The 13,126-nt window shown below is 54.5% G+C and carries 11 protein-coding genes; 10 read left to right on the forward strand and 1 reads right to left on the reverse strand.

Translation table 11 applies throughout. The features are described 5' to 3' along the window. Positions 1 to 147 precede the first annotated feature (147 nt). The 9 genes from ihfB (at position 148) to Q7C30_RS17715 (ending at position 9,014) form a co-directional block, all read left to right on the forward strand. Positions 148 to 444, forward strand: a complete 297-nt coding sequence (gene ihfB, locus Q7C30_RS17675; RefSeq protein ID WP_029613717.1) for an integration host factor subunit beta — start codon at positions 148 to 150, stop codon at positions 442 to 444. Positions 445 to 463: 19 nt separating this feature from the next. After that, positions 464 to 763 carry a LapA family protein gene (locus tag Q7C30_RS17680; RefSeq protein WP_317872262.1) on the forward strand — a complete coding sequence of 100 codons (300 nt, stop codon included), beginning with the start codon at positions 464 to 466 and terminating at the stop codon, positions 761 to 763. A gap of 422 nt (positions 764 to 1,185) precedes the next feature. After that, positions 1,186 to 2,235: a Wzz/FepE/Etk N-terminal domain-containing protein gene (locus Q7C30_RS17685; RefSeq protein WP_039579265.1), complete on the forward strand. Its 1,050-nt coding sequence runs from the start codon at positions 1,186 to 1,188 to the stop codon at positions 2,233 to 2,235. Between the two features lie 166 nt (positions 2,236 to 2,401). Then, positions 2,402 to 3,760: a Wzz/FepE/Etk N-terminal domain-containing protein gene (locus tag Q7C30_RS17690; protein WP_317872263.1), complete on the forward strand. Its 1,359-nt coding sequence runs from the start codon at positions 2,402 to 2,404 to the stop codon at positions 3,758 to 3,760. Between the two features lie 266 nt (positions 3,761 to 4,026). Further along, a complete protein-coding gene (locus Q7C30_RS17695; RefSeq protein ID WP_029613720.1) occupies positions 4,027 to 4,590 on the forward strand; it encodes an acyltransferase in 564 nt (187 codons plus the stop codon). Beyond that, positions 4,587 to 5,723, forward strand: coding sequence for a dTDP-4-amino-4,6-dideoxygalactose transaminase (rffA, locus tag Q7C30_RS17700; protein ID WP_317872264.1), 1,137 nt, complete (start codon positions 4,587 to 4,589; stop codon positions 5,721 to 5,723). Before Q7C30_RS17695 ends, rffA begins: the two co-directional genes overlap by 4 nt. Then, complete coding sequence (locus Q7C30_RS17705) at positions 5,713 to 7,020, forward strand: O-antigen translocase (protein WP_317872265.1); 1,308 nt, start codon at positions 5,713 to 5,715, stop codon at positions 7,018 to 7,020. The genes rffA and Q7C30_RS17705 overlap by 11 nt, the downstream gene beginning before the upstream one ends. Continuing rightward, positions 7,014 to 7,922, forward strand: coding sequence for a glycosyltransferase (locus Q7C30_RS17710; protein WP_317872266.1), 909 nt, complete (start codon positions 7,014 to 7,016; stop codon positions 7,920 to 7,922). The genes Q7C30_RS17705 and Q7C30_RS17710 overlap by 7 nt, the downstream gene beginning before the upstream one ends. Before the next feature lie 18 nt (positions 7,923 to 7,940). Next, positions 7,941 to 9,014 (forward strand): EpsG family protein, encoded by a 1,074-nt coding sequence (locus tag Q7C30_RS17715; RefSeq protein ID WP_039579258.1) that lies wholly within the window; start codon positions 7,941 to 7,943, stop codon positions 9,012 to 9,014. 94 nt (positions 9,015 to 9,108) lie between these two features. On the opposite strand, the gene asnB is transcribed toward Q7C30_RS17715, so the two are convergent. Further along, positions 9,109 to 11,070 carry an asparagine synthase (glutamine-hydrolyzing) gene (gene asnB / locus Q7C30_RS17720; RefSeq protein ID WP_317872267.1) on the reverse strand — a complete coding sequence of 654 codons (1,962 nt, stop codon included), beginning with the start codon at positions 11,068 to 11,070 and terminating at the stop codon, positions 9,109 to 9,111. A 778-nt stretch (positions 11,071 to 11,848) separates the two neighbouring features. Here asnB and tviB point away from each other — a divergent pair. Beyond that, positions 11,849 to 13,126: a Vi polysaccharide biosynthesis UDP-N-acetylglucosamine C-6 dehydrogenase TviB gene (tviB, locus tag Q7C30_RS17725; RefSeq protein WP_029613727.1), complete on the forward strand. Its 1,278-nt coding sequence runs from the start codon at positions 11,849 to 11,851 to the stop codon at positions 13,124 to 13,126.

Here is a 13,126-nt window from a genome sequence, read left to right on the forward strand (position 1 = left end):
TTTGCGTCGACTGCGCGCGGACGCATTTTTTTGCGAAAGGGATTTGTTTTTTTCGTCAAGTCAAGACCCTATGCTGTTCAAATCTTTCGGAGCGTGCTACAAACTGGTTAGGCAACGATCTAGCTGCTTGATAACGAAGGGAAAAACATGACGAAGTCCGAGCTGATCGAACGTATAGTCACCCATCAGGGGCTGCTCTCGTCCAAGGACGTGGAGTTGGCCATCAAGACCATGCTCGAGCAGATGTCACAATGTCTGGCAACGGGCGATCGCATCGAGATTCGTGGCTTCGGGAGTTTTTCTCTCCACTATCGTGCGCCACGCGTGGGACGAAATCCCAAGACTGGGCAGTCGGTGGAGCTCGAAGGTAAGTTCGTGCCGCACTTCAAGCCAGGCAAAGAGCTGCGTGATCGGGTCAATGAAGAAGATTCGATGCATTCTTAGTCGATGAGGAAGCTTTTCAATGCGTAGTCTCAAGCGTGCCTTGCTGATATCCCTTGTCGTTGTATTGGTCGCATTGGTGCTGTTCTTCGTGCTGGAGAATCAGCAGATGGTCTCATTGGTGCTATTTGGCTGGGCAGCGCCCTCCATGCCTGTTGCCGTGCCTGTGATTGGTGCGCTTGTTGTGGGTATGGCCATAGGGCCTTTTCTGGCGATCTTCTCAATTCGTCGCCGCAAGCGGGAGGCGAGGCCCTCCGCTCGACAGGCCCCACTCAATGTTGATCGGAAAAATCCTACTGGCGTGCCCGAAGCTTCTTCGTAGTTTGGCGGTGTCTTGGTCGTTTAAGCTCAACGCTCCAAGCGCAGTGCTAAGGCTTCTGTTCTCCGGGGCGGGTCGATAGAGAACACTCTCTAGTAGCCCTGGTGCAATCCCTGCCCCTGTTGTCTTGGTCGATTCCCATTTTCCCTTGCCGGGCGTGTGCGCTCAATGTCAAAACCATGCCTTGCTGGCGATGTAGGTGTAGGCTGGCGAGTGCTGTCAAAATTTCTGTGATGTTCTGCAAGAAAATCAGGAACTTCCTAGGCTTGGTTCACTCTATTGCCGATTGCTGCGAAGTGAGTTCGAGTGTGTAGCAAAGCGAAAAACAGCCGCTACGCTTGATTGTAGGGCGTTCAGGCTGGACGGGTGTCCAAGCATGACTCCTGTGCTGATTAAATCAGATGAACGAAGGAAAAAAAGAATAGATGCGCAATGAAAGCGAGCTTCCTGGTGGTGATGAGATTGATCTGGTTGAGCTTGCGCAGGGCGTGTGGCGGCAAAAACTCTGGGTCGCAATTGTCGCGGTCCCTATCATTGTCTTAGCACTGGCTTACGTGCTGCTTGCCTCTCCAGTCTATGAAGCGAAGCTGTATATTCGTGCCCCAACACAGGACGAAATTGCACAGCTCAACTTTGGGCGTGGGGAGAGCACGGGGCTTCGACCCTTGAGTGCGAAGGATGTGTATAGCATTTATCTGAGCGCCCTGCAGTCTGAGGCTGTGCGCGACAAGTTCTTCCGTAAGACGTATTTGCCGACCCTGACCCAGCGCGAGCGCGAGGGGTCTCGGGATGCATTGTATGCCGAGTTCAACACCAAGCTTGTAATCGCGCAAGCGGGCAGCGATATGCCGGATCGCTACGTGATCACTGCCGGTGTCGAAGATCCGCGGTTGGCTGCTATATGGGTGTCGACCTACGCCGAGATGGCCGCAGAAAGGGCAAAAAACGAGTTGCTTAGCGGAACGCGCAGCGATATTTCGATCATGGCCGATAACCTCGAGCAGCAAATTCGTGCTTCGCGTGCCAGTGCGAGTAATCAGCGCTCCGACCAAATCGCCCAGCTCAAGGAGGCATTGCGTATCGCGCATTCGATAGGTCTGGAAAAACCGCCGTTGATATCCAATACGCTATCCAACGAGGTCTCGGCTGGGATGGGCGGCGCTCTTGTATACATGCGCGGTAGCAAGGCCCTAGAGGCAGAGATTGCCAATCTGGAGTCGCGGGCTTCCAACGACCCCTATATTCCTGGTTTGCGCGAGCGGCAAGAAAAACTCAGTTTTCTACGCAAGCTGAAGATAGACCCTTCCCTGGTTGCCATGTACCAGCAGGATGGTGCGGTATCGCCGCCGGATAAACCTGTGAAGCCGCGCAAGGCCATTATCATGTTGATCGCGACTCTGCTGGGTGTTGGCCTCGGTGCTTGCGTGGCGGTAGGCCGTGATCTGTGGGTGAGGCGCAAATTTCGGGCTGGCTGAAATGTGCTAGTCGATGCTATCTCGAAGTCATTGTTGCGGCGGGCGTAAGGTGTAACAATGCGCGTCCCTCGCCGACGGCACGGATAGCTGGAGAAAGCCGCACGAAGCGCTTACCGGCCTGGCCTGCCTCGGGGTGATGACACTAATACCTTGCAGGCAAAACACAGTGAATATCGATTCCCGCGGTGCGTATGCGTCGGCCTCCAGCGAAATAGACCTTGCTGCTATTTTTCGTACCCTTTGGCGCAGGCGTTTGCTTATTATCGCTGTCGCTGGTGCTTGCGCGTTAGTCGGCTTGGCGTTGGCTTTTATCGTTCCCCCTGTGTACGAGGTCTCGACGACATTACGACCTGTAGAGCTCAATCAGCTGGACGCCTTGAATCGCTCGAAAATCTACACGCTGCCGCCAAGCGAGGCGTTGAAAAGAGTAGGAGCGCGACTGGACTCGTACGATGCTCGCTTGGCTTTTTTCCGTTCGAGACCTGACCTGATTGCGGCCTATCGTGATGAGGGGCAAAGCACTGAGCAAGCCTTCCAGGAATTCAACAATACAGCGCTGACTCTGGCGGTCGCAGATGCCAAGAAAGCGGATCTTCTTAGCGAGTTCATCGCGTTGAAGATGCGTTATGAGAAGACCGTCGACGGTGCCGCTGTCCTGAACGACTTTGTAGACTACGCCGTAGAGCGCGAACGCCTACAGTTGTCAAGAGATATGCAGATTATCCTGGCCAACCGCTTGGTTGAAGTCAATGCGAAGCTTGACTCCGCATTATCTGAATATCGTGCAGGTAACGAGGGGCGAATTGCGCGTCTTGAAGAAGACGACGCCGTGAAGCGTGCGCAGCTCAATGACGAGCTAAAGGCTCTGCGTGTTCAGTTGAAATTGCAGCGTGAAGCGCGTTTGGCTGAGTTGGATGAGGCCATCGCCATTGCCACCAGTCTGGGTCTGAAAAAGCCTTCGACGCCGTCGAGGATGGCAGAAGAGACGGCAGGGAATGGCAATATCATCAATACCGAGGTGAACGGTCGACCGGCACCCTTGTACTTCATGGGTACCGATGTGCTTTTAGCTGAGCGTGCTGCGCTGCGTAAGCGAACCTCAGACGACTTCGTCGAACCAAGAATTGGTCAGATACGCAAAGAGCTCATTCTGCTTTCTAACAACCGCAGTGTTGAGGCGATCAAGAGTCGTGGAAATGACCAGGCATTTCTTGAGGGAATCGAGGCGTTGAGAGTTGAGCGCGCGCGCCTGCAGGCCATTGATACAAAGCTGCAGGGTTTGAGTCTTGTCAGTGTTGACCAGCGTGCGGTCGCGTCCAACAAACCGATCAAGCCACGTAAAGGTATTTGGGTTGGCGTTGGTCTGATCATTGGTTTGCTGATCGGTGTGGTTGCCGTATTGATGCGAGCTGCAATGAGTAACCCGCCTCGGCAAGCGCAGACGCTGCACGTGACGGCTACACCCTCTCCCGTATTGCCGGATGAACTCGGGCGTCGAAATGGTGTTCTTGTAACCGACGCATGACATCGCTAGTGCGAAGCTGGGTTGCATTAGGCTTGCCACTCTCTACGACGGAGCGCCTGCAGCCAGCTTTACCACACGGGCGTCGACGTTATACTGCCTGCTCCATCCGATAGCGCTCCTTTCAGAGGGTAGGTAGCTAGAGTCTTGGGGCAGATGCGTGCTGGCTACGTCATCCAGGCAGGCCATGGCAGATGCCTGCGATAAGAAAAATTGCTGTTTTCGGTAGCAGATCGAGTATCAGGTCAAGTACACAGGGATATCATTGAATGGCTTACCTCACCGAGGAACAGCTTCGAGCGATGGGTTTCAAGAAGCTGGGCAGGAATGTAAGGATCAGCGATAAAGCGGCTATTTACAACCCAGAGCAGATGGAGCTGGGCGATGATCTCAGGATTGATGATTTTTGCGTCATCTCCGGAAAAATCCGTTTTGGCCGTTTTATCCATGTCACGCCTATGTGCTTGGTGGCGGGAGGCGTTCCGGGCATTGTGCTGGACGACTTTTGCACCTTGGCGTATGGCGTGAAGGTGTTTTCGCAGTCTGATGATTACAGCGGTCAAACGCTGGTCAATTCGAATATCCCCAAGCAGTTCAAGAACGAGAAGTTCGCGGCCGTTCATCTTCACCGGCAAGTCATCGTCGGCGCGGGCGCGGTGATCATGCCGGGTGTCGATATCGCTGAGGGGTGCGCTATCGGAGCAATGGCCCTTGTTACTCGATCCACCGAGGCGTGGGGTATTTACGCCGGTGCGCCAGCGGTACGTTTGAAAGAGCGTAGCCGTGATTTGCTCAATCTGGAAAAACAGTTCATCGAAGAGTTTGAAAAATGATTCCATTCAACAAACCGCCCTACACGGGTAACGAAGATGTCCATGTGCTAGCCGCCATGCGCAGTGACAAGATTTCCGGCGACGGTGCCTATGGGCACCGCTGCCAAAAATGGTTCGAAGAACGCTTTTCCTGCAACAAGACCTTGCTGACACCTTCATGTACGCAAGCCTTGGAAATGGCTGCCATCCTGTTGGATATCCAGCCTGGCGATGAAGTTATCATGCCGAGCTATACCTTCGTCAGTACGGCGAACGCTTTCGTGCTGCGCGGAGCGACAATCGTATTCGTCGATGTGCGGCCCGATACGATGAATATTGACGAAGCCTTGATCGAATCGGCAATCACTGAACGCACACGCGCAATCGTTCCTGTTCACTACGCTGGCGTGGCGTGTGAAATGGACACCATCATGGCAATCGCTGGGCGTCATGGGCTACTCGTCGTCGAAGATGCCGCCCAAGGCATGATGTCGACATACAAAGGTAGGCCGCTCGGCACGATTGGCCATATGGGTGCTTTCAGCTTCCACGAAACCAAGAACTATACAAGTGGCGGTGAGGGTGGATTGCTGTTGATCAACGATCCGCAGTTCGTCAGTCGCGCCGAAATCATTCGAGAGAAGGGGACCAACCGGTCTCAGTTTTTCCGCGGCATGGTAGATAAATATACCTGGATCGATGTGGGCAGCAGTTATCTGCCCAGTGAATTGCAGGCCGCTTATCTCTACGGTCAGCTAGAGAAGGCAGATGAAATAAACCAAGCACGTCTTTCCATCTGGAACCGCTACTATTTGGCGCTGACGCCTTATGCTGAGCGGGGCCTGATTGAGTTGCCGCAGTTGCCGGGTGACTGTGTGGCCAATGGGCATATGTTCTATCTCAAAGCCTCCGGGCTTGAGCAACGTACGCAGATACTTGAAATGCTGCGCGCCCGAGGCGTCGGAGCAGTATTCCATTACATCCCGCTTCATTCGGCGCCGGCGGGCCGCAGCTTGGGCCGTTTGCATGGGGAAGATGTGCATACCACCCGAGAAAGTGAGCGCCTGTTCCGTCTGCCCTTGTGGTTGGCCATGACGACAGAAGAAGTGGATGAAGTGATCCAGGCGGTCATTGACGCGATCGATGCCCGGTGAGTCAAGTGGTGATCTCAAGATGAGAAGAGTCGCGCGCAGCGGGTTGTTGTTGAGTGCGGCTCTGACTACCCTTGCTCAATTGTCCAAGATCGGCGTCGGTTTCCTTCTGCTCAAGCTGGTAGCGGTTTACCTCGGTGTTGAGGGCATGGGCCAGTTGGGCAATTTCATGAGTGCCGTATTGTTCTTGTCGCTTTTGGCGGGTGGAGGAATCCAGAACGGGGTCATCAAGTACGTGGCTGAATACAAAGCTCGTCCGCGAGAGTTGCTGCGTTTCTTGGCTGATGCACGATACTATTCATTGATGTTTTGCAGCGTAATCGTGCTGATCGCAATTGTTTTTCAAGCGCCCTTGGCTCGATTTCTAATGGGTGATGAGAAATTTCAATGGCTGATCGTAGTCATGGGGTTGGCCCAATTTGGATTTGCCTTCAGCAATCTTGTGAATGGCACAGCTAATGGTTTGCACAAAACCAAGGTGTATGCCTCCATTCAGATTATCGGTAACTCGATCACGTTGCCGATCGCTTGGTGGCTGACCCGCCAATATGGGCTAGCGGGTGCAGCGCTGGCCATGTTGACGTTTTACCTTTCTTACACGTTGCCAGCCCTGTACTTTTACGCTCGCTCAAGACTTCGCCCTACCATTCGATGGCGCACATTCGAATGGCCACGCATGCGCAAGTTGTGCAGCTTCACGTTGATGGCGATTGTAGGCGCCCTGAGCGTGCCGGTCGTAGAGATCGTCGTTCGACAGTCCTTGACTGACAGTGTTGGCCTTGAGGCTGCCGGGTTATGGCAAGCCTCCATCAAGCTGTCCAGTGCGTACATGGGCTTCTTTGTCGTGTTCCTGGCGGCTTACTTCATGCCGATCGTCTCTGCTGAGCAAGATCGACAGCGGGTAGCGAACACCGTACGTAAGTTCATGCTTTTGGTGATGGGCCTGTTTTTCGTAGGTGCGTCGGTGCTTTACTTGATGCGGGGGTTTTTCATTCCGCTTTTGCTCTCACAAGAATTTTCTGGGCTCACGAGCTATATACAGTACCAGTTGATTGGTGACTTTTTACGTATTTCGACCTATGTGATCGGTTTCGTCGTGGTAGCGAAAGCAGCCACGCGCCTGTATGTGATGGTGGAGATAGGCCAAGGTCTGCTGTTCTGCTCCTTAAGTGTGCTCGCACTGCATCAAGGTTGGGGGCTGCAAGGCGTGTTCATTGCCCATGTCGTGATGAATGTCATTTACTTTTTGAGCTCTGTCACGGGCTTTTATATTTATTCAAGAAGGACCGCTCGATGCTGACAGCAACTGTCGTTGTTTCTTGTTACAGGCAGGAAGAGTACATCGAAGAATGTCTCGATAGCATCCTCAATCAAGAGATTAACTTTCCTTGCGAAATCATCGTTTCCGATGATTGCTCGCCAGATAATACTCAGGCCGTTATTCGTCGCTATGCGGATGCCCACCCTGGACGACTCACACTGCTTTTGCGCGAAAAAAATGTCGGCGCAGCACTCAACTATCATGGTGTTCATGCCATGGCCAAAGGTGATGTCGTTTTCCATTTCGATGGTGACGATGTGATGATGCCTGGGAAGTTGCAGGAACAATACGACCTGTTTGTCGAGCATTCAGACGTCAACATCGTGTTCCACAAAGCCATCTACTTCTCCGATGATCGGAGCTACCAGTCGATGACGGTGTACCCAGGAGAGCAAGCGCCTTATCACACATTCTTTACATTGTCTGAACTGGCTCGCTGGGGCGCGACCTGTGTGCACAGCTCCTACGCCTACCGCCGATCCTCTCGTCAGGCGAGCATCGACCGGGAGTTCATGGAGTGGTTCTTTGCCATGGACTCGTTGATTCGCGGGGGGCGCGGCGTTTACATCAACAAGCCGTTGGTCATGTACCGCTGCAATCCTGGTAATGGTTCCTACTTGTCGACGGTGGCGGGTAGAAAAAAAGCGTATTCAATTTATTTTGGCGACATCGCCCAGTATTTCGAAAAACATAATGAGCTGCGAACTGATCTTTATGCCAACTTCCTGGTTACCCTGTTGGCCATGGCGCGATCGACCAAGTCAGTGTTCCGGACATCACTGATGTTCGCTATCAGGCATGTCGGGTACTTTAGGCTGTCAAAGTTTCTGGAAACGGTACGTGTTCGTAAGACGGTAGGACCCAAGGATAGAGTACGGTAAGTCACAAAGGTATCGGTTATGCTTTATCTGACGTTGTATGACGACGTTTTCTTTGTGGTGCTTACGCTGTTATTGACTTTCGCGGCGGTGAAGTTTCGCCTGAGAAATATACCTAATTATCATTTGGTCGCCTTTTTCGAAGCGTTTCTCATCTTGCTGGTTACGCTGCTGGCCTCGTGGTTCATTAGTACTCGGCCTGCCGAAATCGAGGGTGATACGTCTGTCTACTTGGATTTCTACGAGACGGTTGTCAATGGAACGGGGCATCCGTTCGCAATCTTCGAGCCCGGCTTCGCAGTAATCACGCTCTTCCTGTCCGAAATGGGATTGGATCTGCGCGTTTTATTCTTTGTGGTGCCGCTGCTGCTGAGTTTGAGTTATCACCGTCTCGCTGTACGAGTGTTCGGCATTCGCTCATCAATGACAGTCATGGTGTTCGCCTGCATCCTGATCTACCCGTTTTTTCTTTCTCTGACAGCCAACGTCATTCGTCAGGGGCTGGCAATGGCACTCGTGCTGCTGGCTATCTCCAGGCTGTTAGGTGGGCAGAAATGGCGGCCTCGCCTGCTGGCGTTGGTGTCCTTGGTGTTTCACAAATCAACGGTCATCCTTCTGCCGTGGGTGTTTTTCAGGCGGACAACTGCCAAATTACCTGTCTCACTGTTGCTGCTGGTTTGGATCTTGGTGTCGGCATGCTCGGTGTTCGGGATTTTCAAATCCTTGGCAACATTGCTATTTGACCAGCTGGCCGCGATGGGCGTATCAATCAATTATGGTGATACCTCAGCCATTGATTACCAAACAGGCTTCAGGCTGAGTTTCTGGCTGTTCTCATCCTGTTCGATCTTCTTCCTTTTGTGCATGAAGGCTGTGGGTTTTACCGATCGGCGCATGATGATGTTGTTCAAGATGTCGGCTTACTTTGGCATCGTTCACATTCTGACGTTCGACGTTGCCTACAATGATCGATTCGGCTTGTACGTCTGGATGCTGTATCCGATACAGGCATTCTACTTGGCTCGCTGCGTCTTGGTGCGCCTTAGTCGGGCTACCACTTACGACAGAGCGCCAGTCCGCCTGCCTTATGAGTAGTAGTTCAATCTGACTTGCGGGCAATCTCGTTTACACGAGATTGCCCTTGTCTTGGCTGTGTTCGAACTGTCTGCGCAAGGACAGCGATCAAGCGTCAACCCGCCGGATGGTTTTCCTCAAGCCACGCCTGGAACATCAGGATGTTCCAAAGATGGTAGGCCCAGTTTTTCGCCCCGCTCAGATGTTCTTGCCATTTTTGCTGAATGGGTCCGTGGTGGAAGTACCCTTCCTTGCGCAATCGTTGTTCGTCAAGCAATGCCTGCGCCCAATCGCGAAGTGGGCCGCGTAGCCATTCGTCGATTGGAATGCCGAAGCCCATCTTGGGGCGATCGATCAGTTCTTGCGGAACGTGGCGATACAAGACTTGGCGAAGTATCCACTTGCCGACCCCGTCCCGTTGCTTCAAGGCATGCGGCAGTTGCCAGGCAAATTCCACTACGCGGTGGTCCAGCATGGGGACACGAGACTCGAGCGATGTGGCCATCGATGCCCGATCGACTTTGGCCAAGATGTCGTCAGGAAGATAGGTGAGCAAGTCCAGGGCCATCATTCTCTCCACGGGCTCGAGACTGCTCAGGTCCGGCATTGCGCCAGTCAAAATCGTAGCGGGTTCCGCGCCGCCTATGACGATGTACGCAGGATCCGACCACTGAGACACCAGGCCGTAATAAAGAGCTTCCACGGAAGTTGAGTTGAGTACGCCAGCACCTTTGTGCAAGTGATCGCCGATGCGTGGGCTCGAGCCGGGTAGCCAGCCAGCCAAGCGGCTCCAGGTAGCCGGGGAGAGCGCGGTGATCGAGCGTGAAAGCGCGGTTCTCACAGGTTGTGGCAGTTTGGAAATCTTGCCCCAGGTATTCGCTGTGACGTTGTAGCGCCGATACCCGCTGAACAACTCATCCCCTGCGTCGCCCGACAGCGAAACGGTCACATGCTGGCGGGCCAGTTGCGAGACGAGATAGGTGGGGATCTGCGACGAATCGGAGAAGGGCTCGTCGTACATGGTCGGCAGTTGAGGAATAACTGCCATGGCTTGTTCCGGTGTTACGTAGAGTTCGGTGTGTTGCGTTCCGAGGTGTTTCGCGACAGCCTTGGCGTGCTCTGCCTCGTTGTAGCCCTTCTCGTGGAAGCCGATGGTAAAGGTACTGATCGGCCGGGACGACTGGGACTGCATCAAGGCAACGATCGTCGATGAGTCGATGCCGCCTGAAAGGAAAGCGCCCAGCGGAACGTCAGCCATCATCTGCAAAGAGACTGCGGACTTGAGCAGTGTCTCCAACTGCTCGACCGCCTCTTCTGGTGCGAGGCTGCGCTGCCGTTGCGAAGTGCCCTCGGCCATGACGCTGGCAGCAGACCAGTACTCGGTGATGACAGGCTCAGGATGCTCGGGCGAAATCCTCAGCAGGCAGCCAGGCTGCAGTTTGTAGATGTTTTCGTAAATGGAGTGAGGGGCGGGAATGTAGTTGTGGCGCACGTACAGCGCCAATGCGGGTCTGCTGATGGCGGCCGCAAAGGCCGAGTGAGCTCGCAGTGCCTTGAGCTCCGAGCCAAACAGGAACACGGTGTTGCCTTGACCTTGCTGGCAGCCGTAGTACAGCGGCTTTTCGCCGAGCCGATCTCGCGCCAGGATCAGTTGGCGATCGTGCGTGTCCCACAGCGCGATGGCAAACATGCCGATGGCCGCTTTCAGTGTCGCCTCGATGCCCCAGGTCTCGAAGCCGGCCAGCAGCGTCTCGGTGTCGGAGTGGCCGCGCCAGGAGGCCGTTCTGCCCTCGCTTTCCAGGCGCTGGCGCAGCTCCAGGTGATTGTAGATCTCGCCATTGAACGCCATGACGAAGCGCCCGGATTCCGAGGGCATCGGTTGATGCCCGGCCGGCGAGAGGTCGACGATGGCCAAACGTCGATGGGCGAGACCCAGGCCGACGACCGGATCGACCCACAGCCCCTCATCGTCCGGGCCGCGATGAACGATGGTGTCCGCCATCCGTTTGCTTTCCAGAAGCAGCGCTGCTTCGGACGACTGTCCTGTCAGATTGAAATGTCCTGCAAGTCCACACATAAGAGTAATCGCGTCAAGGTCAAGTATTGGGTAGATGAGAGCGCTGTATCGAGGCCGTGCTTGGAGAATCAATAACAGCGCGGCTGGGCCGTGGGCTGGAGGATTCGATGCTTAAGCGGGCACCGAAGTGCCCAGTCGGAATTCTTGGACATCGAACAACGTGCGCTCCCTTCCCTGATCGGTAAATCCTGTGTCCAGCACGTGCATGACTCAGCGAACAAGACTCTGGGCCGGCGGGTCGGTAGTCTGGTTGCCCAGAATCACAATGATGTCGATGTTAAGTCGTGCGGCTGGGCGAAATCAGGCAAGGTTAGCAGGTTCGTCATCGACGCTGAAAGCGCGGATCGTATTGGCGACGGCGATCTTCAACCCAGTCGTATCGGGTTGATGAGATATCGTGTGGTCCATAGAACGTCCTGCGCTGGCGTCTGTCATATGGCCACCTGCCATGGATGATCCACCTCATTCATGTATTGACCCCAGTTACAACTGAAGGGCCAATGCGCGATTGTTGGTGTGGCCGGGGGTATTCACGTCTAGGGAAGGCAGCAGGTATGGGGTAGAATGCACGCCCAGTGATACCTGACGACGTGGGATATCGCGCTCGCGCAACACACGCGAAGGCGCAGTCATGTCACCGGCGCGGTTGCGATCACAGGCGTATATCAGAATCACTCAGGGAGGCGGCGGCTGATGGGTCGCCAACCCGAATGGAAGCAGGGGAGTGACGGAGCCTGTTCCATACAGTTTTTTTCCGTGACATTACTTGGGATAAGGCATGTTTTCTCTAGAGAATATTAAGCTGGCTGTTATCGGCCTTGGCTACGTCGGTCTGCCACTGGCGGTCGAGTTTGGTAAAAAGCGCTCGGTGGTTGGCTTCGATATTAGTCGGCCGCGTATCGAAGCGCTTGCCAAAGGTACCGATTCCACGCTTGAAGTCAGCGATGAGGAGCTTGCCGAAGCTTCAGGGCTGCGTTTCACCACTCAAGTCGATGAATTGAAAAGCTGTAACGTCTTTATCGTTACCGTGCCCACGCCGATCGACGCGTACAACCAGCCTGACCTGACCCCGCTGATCAAGGCCTCCGAAACCATCGGTTCGATTCTGAAGGCCGGCGATATCGTCATCTACGAATCCACTGTCTACCCTGGTGCGACCGAAGAGGATTGCGTGCCGGTGTTGGAGCGGGTATCGGGCCTGGTCTTCAACAAAGACTTCTACGCCGGTTACAGCCCTGAGCGGATCAACCCAGGCGATAAAGAACACCGTGTAGCGACCATCAAGAAAGTCACTTCCGGCTCCAATGAAGAAGTGGCTGAACTGGTCGACTCGCTGTACCGGGAAATTATCATCGCCGGCACCCACAAGGCGAGCAGCATCAAGGTCGCCGAGGCTGCCAAGGTTATCGAGAATACCCAGCGGGATCTGAATATCGCCCTGATCAATGAATTGGCGCTGATCTTCAACAAGCTGGGGATCGATACCGAAGCGGTGCTCCAGGCTGCGGGTACCAAGTGGAACTTCCTGCCGTTCCGTCCGGGTCTTGTCGGTGGGCACTGCATTGGTGTCGACCCTTACTACCTGACGCACAAGGCACAAAGCATCGGCTATCACCCCGAGATCATTCTCGCCGGTCGCCGCCTGAACGATGGCATGGCCGCCTATGTCGCTTCGCAACTGGTGAAGGCGATGGTCAAGCGTCGCATCCATGTGGACGGCGCTCGCGTTCTGATCATGGGCCTGACCTTCAAGGAAAACTGCCCGGACCTGCGCAACACCAAGATCGTCGATATCGTCACCGAGCTGCAGGAATACAACATCCAGGTCGACGTCTTCGATCCATGGGTCAGCGCTGAAGAGGCGCAGCACGAATACGGCATCACGCCGGTCGCTGCTCCGGACGCTGCTGCGTACGACGGCATCGTGCTGGCCGTGGCTCACCAGCAGTTCAAGGCAATGGGCGAAAGCCAGCTCCGCGCCTTGGGCAAGGACGCGCACGTGCTGTACGACCTCAAGTACCTGCTGCCAGCCACCTCCTCGGACCTGCGCCTGTAA

The sequence above is a fragment of the Pseudomonas sp. RAC1 genome (assembly GCF_030658255.1).
GTDB classification, from domain to species: Bacteria; Pseudomonadota; Gammaproteobacteria; order Pseudomonadales; family Pseudomonadaceae; genus Aquipseudomonas; species Aquipseudomonas boreofloridensis.